Source organism: Salinibaculum sp. SYNS191 (genome assembly GCF_037338445.1).
In the GTDB taxonomy this organism is placed as follows: domain Archaea; phylum Halobacteriota; class Halobacteria; order Halobacteriales; family Haloarculaceae; genus Salinibaculum; species Salinibaculum marinum.
This window is the reverse complement of sequence record NZ_CP147838.1, coordinates 2,422,861-2,440,147: the sequence shown is the minus strand read 5'-3', so window position 1 is coordinate 2,440,147 and position 17,287 is coordinate 2,422,861. Positions and strand designations below refer to the sequence as shown.

General features: G+C 68.2%; 20 protein-coding genes. 11 read left to right on the top strand and 9 right to left on the bottom strand.

Annotation, left to right across the window (positions count from 1 at the left end; genetic code table 11):
* Positions 1–20: 20 nt before the first annotated feature.
* The 5 genes from WDJ57_RS13080 to WDJ57_RS13060 all read left to right on the top strand — a co-directional run bounded on the left by WDJ57_RS13080 (position 21) and on the right by WDJ57_RS13060 (position 5,419).
* The gene (locus WDJ57_RS13080; RefSeq protein ID WP_338901256.1) at positions 21–488 is read left to right on the top strand and encodes a flagellar protein G; all 468 of its coding nucleotides are present in this window, start codon (positions 21–23) and stop codon (positions 486–488) included.
* On the top strand, positions 485–1,246 hold the full coding sequence (locus WDJ57_RS13075; protein ID WP_338901255.1) for an ATPase domain-containing protein: 762 nt from the start codon (positions 485–487) through the stop codon (positions 1,244–1,246). The genes WDJ57_RS13080 and WDJ57_RS13075 overlap by 4 nt, the downstream gene beginning before the upstream one ends.
* 12 nt (positions 1,247–1,258) lie before the next feature.
* Positions 1,259–2,932 (top strand): type II/IV secretion system ATPase subunit, encoded by a 1,674-nt coding sequence (locus tag WDJ57_RS13070; protein ID WP_338901254.1) that lies wholly within the window; start codon positions 1,259–1,261, stop codon positions 2,930–2,932.
* Entirely contained in the window at positions 2,932–4,680 is a 1,749-nt protein-coding gene (gene flaJ / locus WDJ57_RS13065) for an archaellar assembly protein FlaJ (protein ID WP_338901253.1), read from the top strand. Before WDJ57_RS13070 ends, flaJ begins: the two co-directional genes overlap by 1 nt.
* Before the next feature lie 310 nt (positions 4,681–4,990).
* A complete protein-coding gene (locus WDJ57_RS13060) occupies positions 4,991–5,419 on the top strand; it encodes a DUF5807 family protein (protein ID WP_338901252.1) in 429 nt (142 codons plus the stop codon).
* Positions 5,420–5,587: 168 nt separating this feature from the next.
* Here the strand turns inward: WDJ57_RS13060 and WDJ57_RS13055 are convergent, their stop codons facing one another.
* Together WDJ57_RS13055 and WDJ57_RS13050 are read right to left on the bottom strand one after the other, a co-directional pair.
* Positions 5,588–6,676 (bottom strand): DHH family phosphoesterase, encoded by a 1,089-nt coding sequence (locus WDJ57_RS13055; RefSeq protein ID WP_338901251.1) that lies wholly within the window; start codon positions 6,674–6,676, stop codon positions 5,588–5,590.
* Between the two features lie 45 nt (positions 6,677–6,721).
* Complete coding sequence (locus WDJ57_RS13050) at positions 6,722–7,177, bottom strand: universal stress protein (RefSeq protein WP_338901250.1); 456 nt, start codon at positions 7,175–7,177, stop codon at positions 6,722–6,724.
* A gap of 88 nt (positions 7,178–7,265) precedes the next feature.
* Between WDJ57_RS13050 and WDJ57_RS13045 the strand changes: the two genes are divergently transcribed.
* Positions 7,266–7,706: a universal stress protein gene (locus WDJ57_RS13045; protein ID WP_380629677.1), complete on the top strand. Its 441-nt coding sequence runs from the start codon at positions 7,266–7,268 to the stop codon at positions 7,704–7,706.
* On the opposite strand, the gene WDJ57_RS13040 is transcribed toward WDJ57_RS13045, so the two are convergent.
* Both WDJ57_RS13040 and WDJ57_RS13035 read right to left on the bottom strand, forming a co-directional pair.
* Positions 7,703–8,227 carry a GNAT family N-acetyltransferase gene (locus WDJ57_RS13040; RefSeq protein WP_338901249.1) on the bottom strand — a complete coding sequence of 175 codons (525 nt, stop codon included), beginning with the start codon at positions 8,225–8,227 and terminating at the stop codon, positions 7,703–7,705. The genes WDJ57_RS13045 and WDJ57_RS13040 overlap by 4 nt on opposite strands.
* The gene (locus tag WDJ57_RS13035; RefSeq protein ID WP_338901248.1) at positions 8,224–8,586 is read right to left on the bottom strand and encodes a universal stress protein; all 363 of its coding nucleotides are present in this window, start codon (positions 8,584–8,586) and stop codon (positions 8,224–8,226) included. The genes WDJ57_RS13040 and WDJ57_RS13035 overlap by 4 nt, the downstream gene beginning before the upstream one ends.
* Before the next feature lie 114 nt (positions 8,587–8,700).
* Here WDJ57_RS13035 and WDJ57_RS13030 point away from each other — a divergent pair, with 114 nt between their 5' ends.
* On the top strand, positions 8,701–9,375 hold the full coding sequence (locus tag WDJ57_RS13030) for a DUF5806 family protein (protein ID WP_380629680.1): 675 nt from the start codon (positions 8,701–8,703) through the stop codon (positions 9,373–9,375).
* Between the two features lies 1 nt (position 9,376).
* On the top strand, positions 9,377–9,793 hold the full coding sequence (locus tag WDJ57_RS13025) for a hypothetical protein (RefSeq protein WP_338901247.1): 417 nt from the start codon (positions 9,377–9,379) through the stop codon (positions 9,791–9,793).
* A gap of 13 nt (positions 9,794–9,806) precedes the next feature.
* On the opposite strand, the gene WDJ57_RS13020 is transcribed toward WDJ57_RS13025, so the two are convergent.
* Genes WDJ57_RS13020 through WDJ57_RS13010 form a run of 3 tightly spaced genes read right to left on the bottom strand, consistent with a single transcriptional unit; the run spans position 9,807 to position 12,324 of the window.
* Positions 9,807–11,189 (bottom strand): dihydroorotase, encoded by a 1,383-nt coding sequence (locus WDJ57_RS13020; RefSeq protein ID WP_338901246.1) that lies wholly within the window; start codon positions 11,187–11,189, stop codon positions 9,807–9,809.
* A 24-nt stretch (positions 11,190–11,213) separates the two neighbouring features.
* Entirely contained in the window at positions 11,214–11,891 is a 678-nt protein-coding gene (locus WDJ57_RS13015) for a lipoyl protein ligase domain-containing protein (protein ID WP_338901245.1), read from the bottom strand.
* Between the two features lie 40 nt (positions 11,892–11,931).
* Entirely contained in the window at positions 11,932–12,324 is a 393-nt protein-coding gene (locus WDJ57_RS13010) for an NUDIX hydrolase (protein WP_338901244.1), read from the bottom strand.
* Positions 12,325–12,517: 193 nt separating this feature from the next.
* On the opposite strand from WDJ57_RS13010, the gene WDJ57_RS13005 reads away from it, so the two are divergent.
* Complete coding sequence (locus WDJ57_RS13005; RefSeq protein WP_338901243.1) at positions 12,518–13,339, top strand: hypothetical protein; 822 nt, start codon at positions 12,518–12,520, stop codon at positions 13,337–13,339.
* Between the two features lie 20 nt (positions 13,340–13,359).
* Here WDJ57_RS13005 and WDJ57_RS13000 read toward each other — a convergent pair whose 3' ends face one another.
* Positions 13,360–13,824, bottom strand: coding sequence for a GNAT family N-acetyltransferase (locus WDJ57_RS13000; protein WP_338901242.1), 465 nt, complete (start codon positions 13,822–13,824; stop codon positions 13,360–13,362).
* Complete coding sequence (locus WDJ57_RS12995) at positions 13,821–14,393, bottom strand: cysteine hydrolase family protein (protein ID WP_338901241.1); 573 nt, start codon at positions 14,391–14,393, stop codon at positions 13,821–13,823. The genes WDJ57_RS13000 and WDJ57_RS12995 overlap by 4 nt, the downstream gene beginning before the upstream one ends.
* A gap of 101 nt (positions 14,394–14,494) precedes the next feature.
* Here WDJ57_RS12995 and WDJ57_RS12990 point away from each other — a divergent pair, with 101 nt between their 5' ends.
* Both WDJ57_RS12990 and WDJ57_RS12985 read left to right on the top strand, forming a co-directional pair.
* Positions 14,495–15,946 (top strand): Hvo_1808 family surface protein, encoded by a 1,452-nt coding sequence (locus WDJ57_RS12990; RefSeq protein WP_338901240.1) that lies wholly within the window; start codon positions 14,495–14,497, stop codon positions 15,944–15,946.
* Positions 15,943–17,232: an Hvo_1808 family surface protein gene (locus tag WDJ57_RS12985; RefSeq protein WP_338901239.1), complete on the top strand. Its 1,290-nt coding sequence runs from the start codon at positions 15,943–15,945 to the stop codon at positions 17,230–17,232. Before WDJ57_RS12990 ends, WDJ57_RS12985 begins: the two co-directional genes overlap by 4 nt.
* Positions 17,233–17,287 lie beyond the last annotated feature (55 nt).

Below are 17,287 nucleotides of genomic sequence, written 5' to 3'. Positions count from 1 at the left end.
CTCCGGGAGGTGCGTGCCTGATGGCGAGCGTCTCCATCTCCCACATGATACTGTTCATCGCCAGCATGGTCATCGCGGCCAGCGTCGCCGGCGTGTTCACCTCCAGCGTGAACGACCTCAGCAACGCCATCGCCGACCAGGGCCTGGAGGTGAGCGACAGCGTCCGCACGGACGTCGAGGTCATCAGCGACAACGGCACCGGGGCCTGCGTCTACAACTGCTCCGGCAACGGCAACCTCACGCTGCTGGTGAAAAACACCGGTACACAGCAGTTACCGGCCAGAGGGGACCTGATAGACGTGCTGGTGAACAACCAGTTCCAGCCGCCGGGGGACGTCAGCGTGACCGTGCTCGGTGACGACGACGTCTGGCGGTCCAACGCGGTGGTCCGCATCGAAATCGCCGAACCGGGGCTGGGTTCGGGTGACCACCGCGCCAAGGTCATCCTGAACGGCGACGAGGAGGTGTTCGAGTTCAGAATCCCATGAGTCTCGCACAGAACGACCTGTTCTCCATCGGGCTGAAAGAACGGGACAGACTCGACAAGGAACTCGGCGGCGGACTGCCGCCCGGGAGCATCGTCCTCATCGAGGGCGACTACGGGGCGGGCAAGTCCGCGATAAGCCAGCGCTTTACCTACGGTCTCTGCGAGGAGGGCCACACCGTGACGATGCTGTCGACGGAACTCACGGTGGGGAGCTTCTTGGAGCAGATGCACTCGCTGGACTACGACATGGTCGACCACATGCTGGACGAGAACGTCCTCTTTCTCCACGCCGACATCGGCGACTCGAACAACTTCTCCGGCGGTGGCGGCGACGAGGACCGCAAGCAGTTGCTCAAGCGTCTGATGGAGGCGGAGGTGATGTGGGACTCCGACGTCGTCATCATCGACACGTTCGACGCCATCCTCCGCAACGACCCCAAGTTCGAGGCGCTGGTCCGGGAAAACGAGGAGCGCCAGGCGGCCCTGGAGATTATCTCCTTCTTCCGGGACGTCATCTCCCAGGGGAAGGTCATCGTCCTGACCGTCGACCCGACGACGCTGGACGAGGAGGCGCTGGGCCCGTTCCGTTCCATCGCCGACGTCTTCCTCGAACTGGAGATGGTCGAGGTCGGCAACGACGTCCGCCGGCAGATCAGCGTGATGCGCTTTGCCGGGATGGGCGAGCAGGTCGGGGACACCATCGGGTACTCGGTGCGCTCGGGGACGGGCATCGTCATCGAGAGCCGGAGCGTCGCATGAGGAGGCAACCACATGACTGAACACGGAACACCGAACCCATCGGACGAACTCAGACAGCACGCGGCCAGACGGCCACACCTGCGGGAACACCTCCAGAAGTTCAAGCAGATCACCGGGGAGTTCCCGAAGTTCATCGAGGAGGCCGACGACGACTACGAGTCCGACCGGCCGAACGTGCTCTACCCCGTGGGCGGCCCCATCTACTGTCACATCTACGGCGACATCGGGCAGGACATGAAGTACTACGCCATCGAGCCCGAACTCGGCGAGGAGGAGCGGACCGTCTTCGACAAGGTGCGCAACCGGCTGCTCGAACGCAGCGTCACCAAACCAGCCCCCGAGAACGAGGCCGAGTACGACGACCGCATCGAGGAACTCCTCCAGGAGACCACGCGCATCAAGAACAACGAGTCGGGCAACGGGGTCCTGACGCGCCTGTCGAAGATTACCGACATCGGCAAGGTCGAACTGAAGGAGGCGACCTACGAGAACATCCGCTACCGACTCAATCGTGACATCGTCGGGCTGGGCCCCCTGGAGCCGGTCATGCGCGACCCGGCCAACGAGGACATCCACGTCATCGGCCGGGACCAGTGTTTCGTCGACCACTCCGTCTACTCCATGCTGGAGACGACGGTGGAGTGGGAGAGCAAGGAGTCGTTCGACCAGTGGCTGCGCAACATGGGCGAGCGCATCGGCGACCCCGTCTCCGACTCCGACCCCATCGTCGACTCGACGCTGCCCGACGGGTCGCGTCTCAACCTCATCTACTCCGACGACGTCAGCATCAAGGGCCCCTCGCTGACCATCCGCCAGGGCGACGAGATTCCGCTCTCCATCTTCCAGATTACGAAGTGGGGCACGCTCAGCCCGCAGTTGTCGGCGTATCTGTGGCTCTGTCTGGAGAATGAACAGACGGTGTTCGTCGTCGGCGAGACGGCGTCGGGGAAGACGACGACGCTGAACTCCATCATGGCCTTCATCCCCCGGGACGCGAAGATATACACCGCCGAGGACACCGCGGAGGTCGTCCCGCCCCACGACACCTGGCAGCAACTGCTCACCCGCGAAGGGGAGGACGAGGGGACCAGCATCGACATGTTCGACCTGGTCGCGGCCGCGCTGCGGTCCCGTCCCGACTACATCATCGTGGGTGAGGTCCGTGGCGAGGAGGGGCGGATGGCCTTCCAGGCCGCCCAGACCGGCCACCCTGTCATGCTGACCTTCCACGCCAGCGACATCGTCTCGATGATTCAGCGCTTTACCGGCGAGCCCATCAACGTCCCCGAGACGTTCATGGACGTCGCCGACGTGGCGCTGTTCCAGAACCGCGTCAAACAGGGCGACCAGGTCCTGCGCCGTGTCACGTCCGTCCAGGAGATCGAGGGCTACTCCAAGGAGATGGACGGCGTCGTCACCCGGCAGGCCTTCTACTGGGACCCCGTCGAGGACGAAATCGTCTTCCAGGGGATGAACAACTCCTACGTCCTCGAAGAGCAGATTGCGACGCTCCTGGGGTACGAGGACACCCGCGACATCTACGACGACCTGGACTTCCGGGCGAGCATCATCGAACGGGCCATCCAGGAGGGCATCGTCGGCTACCACGAGGTCAACGACCTGATCGCAGACTACCAGCGCGACGGCGTCGAGGGGCTCCCCTTCGACATCCACAGACAGGACTGATGGCGACCGAAGACAGCGGCGGGCTGGACCTGACCGTCTCACAGACCGTCCAGGGGCTGGTGGACTCCTACCGGCGCATGCACATGCCGATGGGGCAGTACGTCTCCTTCATCCTCATCCCCTCCTTCGGCTTCCTGCTTCTCAGCCTGCTGGCCGCACTCCTGCTGGACCTGCCGCTGATGATTCGGTTGCCGATTCCGCTGCTCGGCCTGCTCGCGTTCGGTGCTGCGGTCTTCTACCCGAAGATACTGCTCTCCCAGCGCAAGCGCCAGCTCAACAACCGCTTTCACCTGATGGTCACGCACATGACGGTGCTGGCGACGACGAAAATCGACCGGATGGAGGTCTTCCGGACGCTCTCTCAGGAGGAGGAGTACGGCGAACTCGCGAACGAGATGCGCCGCATCGTCGAACTCGTCGACACCTGGAACCAGAGCCTCGACGACGCCTGTCGCCGCCGGGCCAAGGAGATTCCCAGCAACGCCGTCTCCGACTTCCTCGACCGGCTGGCGTACACGCTCGGGGCCGGCCAGTCACTGGAGGACTACCTCCTCTCCGAGCAGGAGCAGATTATCCAGGAGTACTCGACGGTCTACGAGTCCTCGCTGGACAGCCTCGACGTCATGAAGGACCTCTACCTGTCGATGGTCCTGTCGATGACGTTCGCGCTGGTGTTCGCCGTCGTCCTGCCGGTGCTGACCGGGACCGACCCGACGCTGACCGTCAGCGCCGTCATCGTCCTGTACGTCTTCGTCCAGACCGGCTTCTTCCTCGCCATCCGCTCGATGGCACCCTACGACCCGCTGTGGTACCACCCGCCGGAGAAGTCCTCGCCCGCAGACGGCAAGATGCGAAAGAGCTTCTACGCCGGCGTCGGCCTCTCGGTCGTCCTGCTTTTCATCTCGCTCGGCGGGATGTTCGGGTTCAGCCCCGTCGCGCTCGGCGACGTCGTCCCCTTCGTCTCCGAGCCGCTGTCGCTGCCGCTGTACGCTGCCATCCCCGTGACGCCGCTCATCATCCCCGGCATCGTCCTCCGCGGGGAGGAACAGCAGGTCAAGAGTCGCGACCAGGAGTTCCCGAGTTTCATCCGCGCGCTCGGGGCGACCGAGGGGGCCAAACAGTCGACGACCTCGGCAGTGCTGAAGTCGCTGCGACACAAGGACTTCGGGGCGCTCACGGACAACGTCAACAGCCTCTACAAGCGCCTGAACATGCGCATCGAGCCCGCTGAGGCCTGGCGCTACTTCACCGCCGACTGCCGCTCGTATCTCATCCAGGTGTTCTCCGAGATGTACCTCGTCGGCCGCGAGATGGGTGGCTCGCCGAAGCTGCTCGGCGAACTCATCTCCTCGAATATGAACGAGGTGCTGCAACTCCGCCAGCAGCGCCGGCAGGCGACCACGACGCTCGTCGGCCTGCTGTACGGCATCACCGCCGCCTCGACGTTCGCCTTCTTCATCGGGCTCCAGGTCGTCAACATCCTCTCGAGCATGAGTCTCGACCTCCAGACCGGCTCGGAGTTCGACGTCGGCACGCTCATCAACACCGGCGTCTACGACATCCCGCTCATCGAGTTCCTGCTCGTCATCGTCATCATGTTCGGCGCGATGCTGTCCTCTCTGATGATTCGCACCGTCGACGGCGGCCACAAGATGAACACCTACATCCACTTCGTCATCCTGACCTGGATCGGCGCACTCGTCGCCATCATCACGAAGACGCTCGTTACGTCGGTTATTGCCATATGACTACCACTTTTTACTTCGTCGGGTGTCGCACCGCGGCGAAGCCGCGGGCGCACCACTCCTCGTAAAAACGTGGGGAAAAAGGCTGCTCGCGGCCGGTAGGCCGCTCGCAGGTGCTGCGCTTCTCACTACCGCTACCGCGACCGCACGACGGCAGGCCTGCCCTTCCCCGACTCGCGCGCCCTCGCGTGAGAGACGGTCGCTTCGCTCCCGTCTCGTACTGCTCGGGACGCGCTCGTGGCCACCGCACTGCTAACCGCCTCGCTACCCCGGAACAAGTCCCTTTTCAGCCTCGGTGTTCTCGCAGAAGGTAATGACCGACAGCAAGCGCGACGAATTTCTGGCCGGCGAACGCCCCGACGACGTCGCCTTCTTCCTGCACGAGACGGCCGTCTCCGGCATCGACGCACTCGCCGAGAAGGGCGAGCGGACCGACGACGGCGTCGTCCTCGTCGTCCCGGGTGACACCGGCCGGGCGGCCTTCCAGTCCGCGACCGGTATCGACCCGATGGGCTTCGCCAAGGAGGCGATGGGCACCGAGGGCGAGGTGTCGCGGGACCTGACCGGTGGCGTCTGTCCCGAAGGGGAGGGCGAGGGCCACGAAGCGCGCCTCGTCTTCGCGTTCGCAGAGGAGCAAAACGAGGATGTGGGCGACCTCTACGCGGAGGGCGACGTCGTCCACGCCTACGTCGCCTGCGAGTGCGGGGAGCGCTACTCTGAGAAGTGGGTCGCCGGAGAGTAGGGCGGACTATTCCTCAGCGGCCTCGTCGGCCGCACTCTCCGCGGGCAACCGCCGGAACGCGTCAGAACCACCTTTTTCCGGTTCGGGTGCGCTCGTTGCTCTCGCGCACCACTCACCGCAAAAACGTGGGTGAAAAACGCCGCTCGCTCGCGTCGCTCGTTCGCGGTGCTACTCCGCGGTGTCGTCGGCCGCACTCTCCGCGGGCAACCGCCGGAACGCGTCGATGATGGCCTGTTTCGCCGTCGCGCCGCGGGTCGTCCAGTGGTGGGCGTAGTCGAGCATGTCGTCGTAGATGTCGGGCTTGCACCCGGCGGCCTTCGGGTGGCCGCCGCCGTTGACCTGCTCGGCGACCTCGTGGCACCGCTCGAAGTTCTCCGTGCCGCGGATGGAGGCCGAGCCGGCGGGTTTGACGACGACTGCGGCGTCGGCCCCCCGCTCGCGCAGCGCCTCGGCGACCTCGTTCTGTGAGCAGCGGCCGTAGGTGACGCCGACCGTCCAGTCGCCGACGTCGCGCAGCTCCGCGCGCTCGACGGCCTTCTCGATGAGCGCCTCCTTCTCGACGCGGCGCTCGGCGAGGTACTCCTCGACTTCCGTGGGGAGGTCAGCGCCGTGGTCCAGCACCGTCGCGATGTACTCCTCGGGGTCGGCCCAGTGGGAGTAGTCGGCCAGGTCGTCGCTGCGCTCGTCGTCGCGAATCCAGAGGTCGTGGTCGCGGGTGACCGCGGCGAGTTCGGCGTAGCGGTCGTCGAAGTCGTGGTCGAGTTCGGCGAGTGCCACGTCGGCGGTGCAGACCTCGTCGCTGTCGCCGACGACGAGGTCGACGCCGGCGTCCCGGACCTGCGCGGCGAGATCGTCGTGCCACTGGTGGTGGTCGTACCAGGCGACGTGCTCAACGCGGGCCGCGAGCGCGTCCACGTCGGCGATGTCGTACTCGCTGTCGGGGCAGAGGTCGCAGACGTAGACCGTCGCCTCCGGTTCGGCGTAGGTCGCGGCCCACTCGATTGCCTCCTCCAGTTCGTGCGGACCGGCGGGGACCAGCGAGCCCTCGCCGTGGGCGATGCGGACCAAGGCAGTGCAGGCCAGGCCGTCAGCGTCGGGGTCGGCGATGACCACCACGCCGGCGTCTGTCAGGCGTTCGGCGGCCTCGCGCTCGGCCTGTTGCTCCTCGATAGAGTCGGGGTGAAAGAAGCCCTCGCCGGGGAGGACGGATTTCCGCCCGAGCGAGAGACGGTCGTCGTCGATGAGCCAGTCGTCCATACCCCACCACTGCGGGGCGGGCGGTAAGAACTCCTCGGTCGGTGCTCAGCTCGGCATCTCCTCGTCGGAGAGCTGACGGACCGTGAGGACCGGAATCGGCGAGCGGCGGACGATTGCCTCGGCGACGCTCCCGAGCAGGAAGGCGTGGTCGCCGTGGCGGCCGCGGGTCCCGGTGGCGATGACGTCGGCGTCGTACTCCTCGGCGTAGTCGATGATTTCGCTGGCCGGGTCGCCCTTTCGGACGCCGGTGACGACGTCCTGCTGGTCGGCGGTCTCGATGGCGTGTTCCTCGACGTACGAGAGGGCCTCGCCGCCGGCAGCGTCGAGGGCGTCCTCCAGGTCGGACCGGACGTCCGCTGGCGATTCGTCGAGTTCGCCGGTGTCGAGAACGTAGAGGGCGTGGACCGTGGCGTCGAACCGGTCGGCGAAGTCGAGAGCGAGCCGAACGGCCCGCTGTGCGCTTTGCGAGCCGTCCGTGGCGATGACGACCGTCTCGAACATACATCTGCTACCGCAGGCAGGCTAAAAAAGAACCCCGGTTCGTCGGGCACCGGCGGCTTTTTTGTCGTGCCGCTCGCACGGCCGAACAATGGATATCGAAATCGACCTCGTGCTCGCCCCGGTCGACGGCAGCGAGGAGGCAGAGCGCGGCGTCGAGTACGCGATCGCGATCGCCGAACGCTACGGTGCGGACATGCATCTCCTGCACGTTCTCGACCAGCGCGTCGCGCGCGGCATCGAAACGGGCGACGTCTCCGCCGAGACCGTCGCCGACCAGCACCGGGCGTTCACGGCCCGAATCCGCGACCAACTCGACGACGTCCACCTCTCGCACTCCTCTGCAGCCGGGTTCTCCGACCAGCGACTCACGCAGACGCCCGGCAGCGTCATCCTCGACGCTGCGGAGGAACTGGACGCCGACTTCCTCGTCGTCCCCCGTGAGTCCCGGATGGAATCGGAGAGCGCCACCCTCGGCAAGGCAGCGCTGTACGTCCTCGAGTACGCGAGCCAGCCGGTACTGTCCGTCTAGCCGAGTCGAATCCCCATCTCCAGTTCGAAGCTCTGACTCTCGGTCGTCTCGAATCCGACCTTCTCGTAGAGCCTGACGGCGGGGTCGTTCCACCGCTCGACGGTCAGCCAGACCTTGTCGATGCCCTCCTCCTGGCCCCAGCCGAGCAGCGAGCGGACCAGTTCGGTGCCGATCTGTGCGCCCTGGTACGCCCGGAGGACGAAGATGGCGAGTTCGTACGAGCCGATGTTGTCGGGGACGAGCATCGCGTGGCCGACGGCCTCGCCCTCGTGCCAGGCGACGACGTTGAGGCAGTCCTCCATCACGACGTTGTCCAGCCAGTCCTGGATGGCGTCGTCGCGCGTGGGCGGAATCCCCTGCGCCCTGTCCTCGGGGTTGAACTCGAGGTACATCTCGAAGAGGGCGTCTTTCGCCTCGTCGCCGGCGCGTTCGACGGTTATGTCCCTGTCCTCGGCGTCAGTGAACTCCCGCGGGGGAGTCGGAAAGTCGTCGACAGTCTCGTCGGGAAACTCTGGTGTCATCGTATCAAGGTCACCGAGATGGATGCGTTCAGCAGGACGAATTCGGTCACGCGGTCGAGACGGATTTTGCCAAGTGGACTCCGCTCGCCACCGGGCAGGGCGATTCGGTCGACGGCCTCGCGTTCGGCGAGTTCGACGATTTTGCCACCGGGGTCGCCGTCGACTTCCTCGACGGCCGCGTCGAAGTCGAGGTCGTCCAGCCGGTCGTGGACGCGCGCGACGAGTTCGTCGACCGGCGTGGCCCCGTCGCCGTAGACGGCCACGGTGAGGTCGTCGCCGGCGGTCTGCGCGCGGGAGACGACTCGCTCCAGCGCACGCAGCCCGTCGTCGGCGTCCCCGATACCGAGTAGGATGTGCATACGTCCTTGCAGGCCCGCCCTGGTCAAAAGTCTCCCGACACGGGCCACACTGACGGAACCCGCCACACACCGACAGGCGACAGTATTTTTCGCGCCCGGCACGCACCCACGGTCATGACAGACGGCACGGACGAGCACGCCGACGGTGAGAGCGACGGCGACGCCGACACCGGGATGGGTGACGGGGACGCGGGGACGACCGGAGCACAGGACGCGAACGAGGACGCGACAGCGGTCGACCAGGCTCCCACACCGGACGTCCCCGAAGACGTCCAGACGTACGACCGCTTCACGAAAATCGACGGCAGCACCTACGACCGGGCAAACGAGTTCCTGCGCGAGCGGACCTACATCACCGCCCGGGAGTGGGCAATCGCGCGCCTCTGTGCGGACTTCCGGACCGAGACCGGCGTCGAGATGACGAAAATCGGCGAGCACCTGCCCGAACTGGTGCCCTTCATGACCGACACGTACACGCCCCAGGCGGTCAACCAGGCCCGCGCCGCCTTCGAGGAGAAGGTGCGAAAGTCGGGTGCGACCTTCCTCTACGGGGCGATGAGCGACTTCTTCACCGCCGAGGAACTGGACGACGTCATGTACGAGGCCACCGAGGTGGCGAAGTTCCTGCTGGAGGTCGAGGGCGTCGACCTCTCCGTCGAGGAGGAACTGGCCGCAGAGGACCGCATCTCCGAGGTCATGCGCGAGGTCCGCGAACACTCCGCGGCGCTGCGCCACGACGAAGTGACCTGTCCGGAGTGTGGCCATCACTTCGAGGCGACCGAGGACTGAGATGGACCCCCGGAGGCGGGCGCTCGCCGTCGACTTCGTACTGGCCGCCGGCGGGACCGCAGTCGGTGCGCTCGGTCTCGGTGGCAGCCCCGCGTGGTCGGTCGGCATCGCCGCGTTCGGGTTCGCTTTCACCGTCTGCGGGCTCTTCCTGGCGGAGCAGACCCCCCTTCTGACACTGGTCGACGAGCACACACCGCTGTCGTTGCTGGTCGGGTTCGGCGCGGTGCTTGCCGTCGGCCTGGTGCTCGTCCTCGGCTGGACCGTCGTCGCGTCGCCAGCCGCGACGCTGCTCGTCGGTTCCGGTGTCGGTCTCGGGAGTTACCGGGCCGTCTACGGTCTCGTCAGGCCAGTTCCGGAGACGCGCCTTGCGCAGGCCGGGGGAGTCACCGAGAACGTCGGGTCGGAAGGGCCGTTCTGAACGCGACGAGACGTCATTCCGGGTTCGAGTCCGGACTCTCGTCGGATTCGGTGTCATCCGAGGGCGTCTCCCCCGCTTCTGACTCCGAAACAGCGGCGTCGACCGACCCGTCCCCCTGGTCGCGGACGCACTGCCCGTGGTGGTCGCCGAAGGTCTCGGTCGCGGCGTCCTCGCGCTCGTAGGCGACGTGGCCCCGGACGAGCGTCATCTCCGGGAAGACGGCCTCCCAGCCCTCGAAGGGCGTCCAGTCGCAGTTGGTGTGCAACTGCGCGGCACGGATAGGCTCGGTCGTCGCGGTGTCGACCAGCACGAGGTCGGCGTCGTTGCCCTCGGCGATGCGGCCCTTGTCCGGCAGGTCGAAGACGTCGGCGGGGTTCGCGGCGGTGAGGTCCCGGACCCGCTCGTAGGAGAGGTCGCCGTTGCGTGCCTCCGCGAGTAGCAACGGCAGGGCCGTCTCGACGCCGGGGACGCCGCTCGGCGCGTCCCAGATGCTCGCGTCCTTCTCCTCGCTGGTGTGTGGCGCGTGGTCGGTGGCTATCATGTCGACCGTCCCGTCGGCGACGCGGTCGTAGACGCGCTGGCGGCGCTTCTCTCGCCGCAGCGGCGGGTTCATCCGGCCGTGGGTGCCCAGTTCCGGCAGGTCGTTGCGCGAGAGCAGCATGTGGTGGGGCGTCACCTCGCAGGACATCCCCGCCGCGCTGGCGACATCGATTCCTTCGGGCGTCGACGTGTGGGCGATGTGGATGCGCGTCCCCACCTCGTCGGCGATGTGGCAGGCGCGGCGGACAGCGACCTCCTCGGCGCGGGCAGTGCGGTAGGCGCTCCAGGCGTCAGCGTCCGTCCGCTCGCGGGCGCTCTCGTTGAACGCCGTGGCGTCTTCGGCGTGGACGGTGACCGTCACGCCCGCCTCGGTCGCGCGTTCGAGCGCGTCCGCGAAGAGGTCCGTGTCGATACCCATGTCGCCGGTCGAGTCCGCGAGGAAGACCTCGCCGAGCGCGAACAGCGGGCGGGCCAGCAGTTCGTCGGGGTCCCAGTCCGGCGTGACGCCGCCGTTGATGCCGAAGTCCACGAGCGACTGGGCAGCGAGGTCGCGCTTCTCGTCGAAGGCCGCGCCGTCCACCGTCGGCGGGTCGGTGTTGGGTTGGTCAACGACGGTCGTGACGCCGCCGGCCGCGGCGCTACGGGAGCCGGTCACCCACGTCTCCTTGTGCGAGAAGGCGGGTTCCCGAAAGTGGACGTGGGTGTCTATCATCCCCGGCAGGAGCCGCTTGCCCGAGGCGTCGACGACGCGCTCGTCACCGGCCTCCAGGTCCTCGCCGACGGCGTCGATACGCTCGCCGCGGACCCGAACGTCCCGGGTTCGGCCGTCCGCGAGCGTGGCGTTCTGGAAGAGCATACCCCATCTCCACGCCCGGGTGTCCTAAGTCTCCCGGAGGCGCTCGACTGCCGCGTCGTCCCCGCCGTAGGCGTCGACGATGGCGTCCGCGACTGCCTCGGGGTCCGACGGACCGCCCGCGGCGGCGACGCTGTCGACCGTCTCCGGGTCGAAGGGAACGTCGAGCGCGTCGTAGACCGGCGCGAGCACGTCGGCGATGGCCGCGTCGTCGCGGACGACCACGACGCCGGCAGTGACGGCGACGTCGCGGCGGACCCGCTGGGCGAGGCCGGCGAGCTTGCCCGTCGCCTGCAGCGAGTGGATTCCCGGGCAGAAAGAGGCGTCCGGTTCGCCCCGGCGGACGTCGACGCCGAGGCTATCGAAGGCCCGCCGGTAGCGGGCCGTCGCCGCCTCGTAGCGGGACTGGATTGCCGTCCGGTTGGCACCGGGGTCGGCGTGAACGACTGCGAGCGTCGACCCGGTGAAGGCGACCGCGCGACCGCCGACATCGCGTTCGACGGGCGGGTAGCCCCCCCGGTCGGCGGCCGCGCGTGCGCTGTCGTACCCCTCCGTTCGGGCGTCGCGCCGACCGAAGGCAACCTGCCGGTGTGGCGTCCAGACCCGCAGCGCCGGCTCGCCGGTCTCGACGGCACGCTGGACCATCGCCCCGGTCCGGTCGTGGTCGGCGTCGACGTTTCCGGCCCGGCCGCGGATGACGCGCATGGTCGCCGTTGGGGCGGGACGGGCAAAACCATCCCGACAGTCAGGGCGTCACAGCGTCCCGGACGATGGCGGCGTGGTCGAAGCCCGTCTCGGGGAGGTCCGTCGGGTCGAAGGTGTCGACGCGGCGTGCCTCCTCGCGTGGCTCGGGGGACTGGCCGGGGGTCCGCGGACGACAGAGGTACGCCGCGCTGACGTTGCCACGTTCGTCTCTCCCGGGCGCGTCGTAGAGGCCGACGAACTGAATCGGCTCGACGGAGAGGCCGACCTCCTCTGCGACCTCGCGCTGGCAGGCGGCCGCGGCGGTCTCGCCGCGCTCGACGATACCGCCGGGGAGGACCCACTGACCCTCGTGGGGGTCGTGGCTCCGTTCCATGAGCAGGACCTCGCCGTCGAGGAGAACCACGCCGTCTGTCGCGAGTGGGCGGATGTCCATGCGACTGTCTACGGGACGACGGCTGTCAAGTGTGGCGAACAGGCGACACGTGGCGGGAGCGCGAAGCGGTGTGTCGCACAAGCGCAGACCGCTCCGCGGCGAGTGTCAGAGCACGGGCGGTCTGGCCCCTTCCTCACTGATAAACCTCCGCCGGAGCGAGGGGTCTAAGCCCGCGCCCGCCAACTGGCAGGCGATGGCAGTCACGCTCGGCCGGGACGCCCTGTTGCAGTACCGCCGGTTCTCGCTGTACAATTCCCCGTTCGTCGCCCACGACCGCGGCTGCGCCATCGACCTCTATCCCGGCGACGAGCAGACGACAGTCGAGACGGCCCCCTCCCCGGTCGCTGGCGAGGTGCTGGAGACCCGGACGGTCACGGCCCCACCGCAGCCCTACGCCGCCGAGGAGGACCACCTGATTCTCGTCGACACCGGCGAGTACGTCGCGCGGCTGTTGCACGTGAAACCAAGGGTCGAGGCCGGCGACGTGGTGGCCGTCGGCGACCCGCTGGGCGAACTGGTCCGTGCCGGCTTCTTCGCGCCGTGGGTGCCCAACCACATTCACCTCGGCTTCCGCGAGTACGACGCGAACCCCTACCGTGCGTCGGGGTCCCTGCCCGTCGACGTCGCGGTCGAAGTGACCCCAGTTCCGTGGGACGGCACCGGGACGGTCACCGCTGCTGGCGAGACGTGGGCGTGGCTTGACGCGCCTGTCCATCCCGCGCCCGGCGAGGGATTCGCCGGCGTCGAGAGCGGGGGCGGCGTCCTCGACGGCGGGTTCCCCCACTACGACGGCGGGGGACTGCTCGGGGGTGGCGACCGGGCCGAACTCGCCGGCGGGCGCGTGGGCACCGTTTCCGGTCGAGACGTGACGTGGGACGACGTGACGGTGCTGGCAAACGGCGAGGCAGTGACCGGCGTCGCGCTGTTTTGCGCGCGGGACCGCCTCGGCGTGAAACTGGTCGGCGAGACGGTCGGCCTGCACGCAGGCGAGCGCGTGCGCGTCACTATCGAGTAGCCGGGCTTCGAGCAGCCGGGCTACGCCGTCGCTGTCAGGTCCTTCTCGTAGGCGATGAGCGTGTACTCGCCGCGCGGGGACGTCCCGACCTGTTCGTAGCCGTTGGCGGGGTAGAACTCGACGGCCTTTTCCTGGCGCTGTGCCGTCTCCGCGTGCAGCGTCTCGACGCCGCGCTCGCGGGCGGCCGTCTCCAGCGCGTCGAGCAGTCTCGACCCGATGCCCTCGCCCTGGCGGTCGATGGCGACGCGCATCCGGAACAGTTCGCCCTCGGTCCCGTCGACTCGGAGGCCGCCGATGGCGACGATTTCGCCGTCGTCCTCGACGACCAGGAACTCGCCGCCGGCCTCGATGTACGACGCCCGGACGTCCTCAATGTCCTCCGGGTGGGGGATGTCTGCGGGGTCGGTGCCGGCGTCGCGGAGCACCCGCTCGTGGAGGCGACGGACCGCCTCGCCGTCGCCGGGCCGATAGCGGCGGACGTTCACGCGAAGTCCACGGCTTCGAGCGTCTCTACCTCGCCGAACAGGAAGTCGGCGTGGTCGAGCGCGTACTCGCGGTGGCCCTCCTCGATGTAGCCGACGGCGTCCTCGACGAGGACCGGGCGGTAGTCGCGCAGCCCCGCGCTCCCGGCGGTGTGCAGGACGCAGACGTTCGCCAGCGTGCCGCAGATGACCAGGTCGTCGATGCCGTGGGCCTCCAGCCACCCCTCCAGTTGCGTCTGGTGGAAGGCGTCGTAGGTGTGTTTCACGACCACGAGGTCCTCCTCGGCCGGTTCCAGTTCCGCGACGAGTTCCGCCTCCCAGGAGCCCTCCAGGACGTGCTCGCCCCAGCGCTCGAACTCGTCGTAGTAGTGGGCGTCCTCGAACTGCTCGGGCGGGTGGACGTCGCGGGTGAACACGACGGGCACACCCGCGTCGTGGGCGCGCTCGACGAGTTCGCCGCAGGGCTCGATTGCGTCCTCGCTGCCCGGCGCGTAGAGGCTCCCCTCCGGGTGACAGAAGCCGTTCTGCATGTCGACGACGACGACCGCCGTCGAGTCGGTATCCAGTTGCATGGCCGACGCTAGGGCACCGGCGCCAATAGATGTTGATGCAATGGCGGGAGCGGCGGGCCAGCGCTAAAGGTTTATCCGTGTCTCGGCCCGAAGGGAACGCAATGCGGCGACTCCTCCTGCTTGCGGCGCTCGTCGTCCTGGCCGGGTGTGCGACGCCCTTCGCGGCCAGCGACGACAACTCGACGGCCGCCGGCACGCCAACGCCAGTGACGCACGACGAACGACCGGACCCCGACAGCGACCGGCTGGGCTGGGAGAACGGCCTCTGGCACGACGACCCGGTCGCCGTCGACCCCGCCGACGGGCTGAACGAAAGCGAGCGCGCCCAGGTCATCAACCGGGCGATGGCCCGCGTCGAGGTGGTCCGCAATCTGGAGTTCGACCGCGAGGTCAACGTCAGCGTCATCAGCCGCGACGAGTTCGACGCCGGTTCTGCCGGTGGCGGGGGCGAGACCGGCGAGGCACTGCGCCGGTTCGACAACGCGAAGTTCGAGGCGCTGCACCTCATCGGGAAGGAAACCGACTCCATCGCCGAGCAGGACGACACGCGCAACCGGACCATCGGCGGGTTCTACAGCCCCGCCCGCGGGAACATCGTCATCGTCTCCGAGTCCGACAGCCCGCAGTTCGACGGGGAGCGAACGCTGGCCCACGAACTCGTCCACGCGCTGCAGGACCAGGAGTTCGACCTCTCGCGTGACCGCCCGACCAGCCGCGACGCGTACAACGGCCGCAACGGCCTCGTCGAGGGCGACGCCGGCGCCGTCGAGGACGCCTACCTCGACCGCTGTGGCGACACCTGGTCGTGTCTGCCCCGGGAGAACACTAGCACCGGGGCCGGCGGCAACGCCAGCGCCGCCCCGTTCAACCTCGGCGTGTACATCCTGGAATTTTTCCCGTACAGCGACGGTCCCGGATTCGTCCGGGCCCTGGCCGACGGCGACGACTGGTCCGCGGTCAACGACGCCTTCGAGAACCCGCCGAGCAGCGCCGTCGAGGTCATCTACCCCGACCGCTACGGCTCCTTCGAGCCCCGGGACGTGCAACTGCGCGACCGGAACAGCGGCGGCTGGGAGCGCGTCCGGCCGGAGAGCCGCCCCGACCACGGCGTCCTCGGGCAGTCGGGCCTGACCGCCATGTTCGCGTACACGCTGTACGACGACTACGAACCGCGGGGCGTCGTCGCGCCACAGGAGTTCCTGAACCTGAACGCGAACGGGACGGTCGACCGCTCGGACCCGTTCGACTACGCGCTGCCGGCGGTGGACGGCTGGACCGGCGACCGGTTCCACGCCTACGCGCGCGGCGACGAGCGCGCCTACGTCTGGCGGCTGACCTGGGAGTCCTCGGCGGAGGCCAGCGAGTTCGCCGAGAGCTACCGGCGCCTCGTCGGCCACTGGGGTGGCGAGGCGGTCGGTGACGGCGTCTGGCGGGTCGCCGACGACAGCCCCTTCGCCGGCGCAGTCGACGTCACGGTCGACGGCGACACGGTGACCATCGTGGGCGCGCCGAGCCGGAGCGCGCTGGGCGACGTGTACCGGGGGGCGGGATGAAGCGAGTCGCACTCCTGACCCTGCTGGTCGTGCTCGCGGGCTGTGCCGCCATCGGGTCGACCGGCGACAGCGGGTCCGCCGCGACGCCGGCGGGCGACCTCGGGGTCGAGGCCGGCTACAGCTACGACGACCCGGTGTCGGTCACGGTCGACGATGGCCTCAACGCCTCCGAGCGCGACGCTGTCGTAGCCCGGGCGATGGCACGCATCGAGCGCATGCGCGGGCTGGAGTTCACCGAGTCGGTCAACGTCACCGTCATCTCGCGGGCGGAGTACCGCGAGGACCAGCCCTTCGGGACCAACGCGACCCACTCGCAGTGGAACAACCAGGTCTGGGAGGGCCTGTTCATCGTCGGCGAGGACCGCGACATCAGCGACGTGTTCAACGAGACCTACGGCGGGGCTGTCCTGGGGTACTACGAGCCCGGCAGCGGCGACATCGTCGTCGTCAGCGACAGCGAGACGCCGACGGTCGACCGCGACACGCTGGTCCACGAACTCGTCCACGCGCTGCAGGACCAGCGCTTCGGCCTCGACGAGAGCCCGGACACGCAGGACAGACAGCTCGCGCGCAACGGCGTCGTCGAGGGCGAAGCCTCCATCATCGAGGACCGCTACCGCGCGAACTGCGGCGAGTCCTGGGACTGCATCGAGTCGGTCCCGACCAGCGTCGCTGGTGGCGGCGTCGACCGCGGCCTGCTCGACGTCGTGCTGTACCCCTACGTCGTCGGCCCGACCTTCGTCGAGACCGTCCAGAACGACAGCGGCTGGGAGGCCATCGACTCGCTCCACGAGGACTACCCCGCGAGCACCGAGCAGGTCACCCGGCCGTCGCTGTTCCCCGGCGAGAAGCCGGTGAACGTCAGCGTTGCCGACCGCTCGAACCCGGAGTGGGACCGGTTCGACCACGACCCCGTCGCGGACACCGTCGGCCAGGCCTCGCTGTACGTCATGTTCGCCGACAACGGCGTCATCGCGAGCGGGAGCGGGCGCTACCAGCACCCGGCGACCGACGGCTGGGCCGGGGACGCGCTGGTACCCTACAGGAACGGCGACCAGTACGGCTACGTCTGGGAACTCGCCTGGGACACTCCCGAGGACGCCCGCGAGTTCGGCGAGGCCTACCGCGAGTTGCTGGGCCGGTTCGACGCGACCCGCGACGGGGACGTCTACACGGTTCCCGACTCCAGCACGTTCGGCGACGCCTTCCGGGTGACCCGCGACGGCACGCGGGTCCGCATCGTCAACGCGCCGACTGTCGACGCACTCTCCGCCATCGACGGGTGACTGGAGACGTTTCGTCTGCATCACCGCCGTCTGAAGAGAAACTGCTTTCAGCCGA

Coding starts and splice junctions, on each gene's coding strand:
- WDJ57_RS13080 (WP_338901256.1), top strand. CDS start 21: ATGGCGAGCGTCTCCATCTCCCACATGATACTGTTCATCGCCAGCATG.
- WDJ57_RS13075 (WP_338901255.1), top strand. CDS start 485: ATGAGTCTCGCACAGAACGACCTGTTCTCCATCGGGCTGAAAGAACGG.
- WDJ57_RS13070 (WP_338901254.1), top strand. CDS start 1,259: ATGACTGAACACGGAACACCGAACCCATCGGACGAACTCAGACAGCAC.
- flaJ (WP_338901253.1), top strand. CDS start 2,932: ATGGCGACCGAAGACAGCGGCGGGCTGGACCTGACCGTCTCACAGACC.
- WDJ57_RS13060 (WP_338901252.1), top strand. CDS start 4,991: ATGACCGACAGCAAGCGCGACGAATTTCTGGCCGGCGAACGCCCCGAC.
- WDJ57_RS13055 (WP_338901251.1), bottom strand. CDS start 6,676: ATGGACGACTGGCTCATCGACGACGACCGTCTCTCGCTCGGGCGGAAA.
- WDJ57_RS13050 (WP_338901250.1), bottom strand. CDS start 7,177: ATGTTCGAGACGGTCGTCATCGCCACGGACGGCTCGCAAAGCGCACAG.
- WDJ57_RS13045 (WP_380629677.1), top strand. CDS start 7,266: ATGGATATCGAAATCGACCTCGTGCTCGCCCCGGTCGACGGCAGCGAG.
- WDJ57_RS13040 (WP_338901249.1), bottom strand. CDS start 8,227: ATGACACCAGAGTTTCCCGACGAGACTGTCGACGACTTTCCGACTCCC.
- WDJ57_RS13035 (WP_338901248.1), bottom strand. CDS start 8,586: ATGCACATCCTACTCGGTATCGGGGACGCCGACGACGGGCTGCGTGCG.
- WDJ57_RS13030 (WP_380629680.1), top strand. CDS start 8,701: ATGACAGACGGCACGGACGAGCACGCCGACGGTGAGAGCGACGGCGAC.
- WDJ57_RS13025 (WP_338901247.1), top strand. CDS start 9,377: ATGGACCCCCGGAGGCGGGCGCTCGCCGTCGACTTCGTACTGGCCGCC.
- WDJ57_RS13020 (WP_338901246.1), bottom strand. CDS start 11,189: ATGCTCTTCCAGAACGCCACGCTCGCGGACGGCCGAACCCGGGACGTT.
- WDJ57_RS13015 (WP_338901245.1), bottom strand. CDS start 11,891: ATGCGCGTCATCCGCGGCCGGGCCGGAAACGTCGACGCCGACCACGAC.
- WDJ57_RS13010 (WP_338901244.1), bottom strand. CDS start 12,324: ATGGACATCCGCCCACTCGCGACAGACGGCGTGGTTCTCCTCGACGGC.
- WDJ57_RS13005 (WP_338901243.1), top strand. CDS start 12,518: ATGGCAGTCACGCTCGGCCGGGACGCCCTGTTGCAGTACCGCCGGTTC.
- WDJ57_RS12995 (WP_338901241.1), bottom strand. CDS start 14,393: ATGCAACTGGATACCGACTCGACGGCGGTCGTCGTCGTCGACATGCAG.
- WDJ57_RS12990 (WP_338901240.1), top strand. CDS start 14,495: ATGCGGCGACTCCTCCTGCTTGCGGCGCTCGTCGTCCTGGCCGGGTGT.
- WDJ57_RS12985 (WP_338901239.1), top strand. CDS start 15,943: ATGAAGCGAGTCGCACTCCTGACCCTGCTGGTCGTGCTCGCGGGCTGT.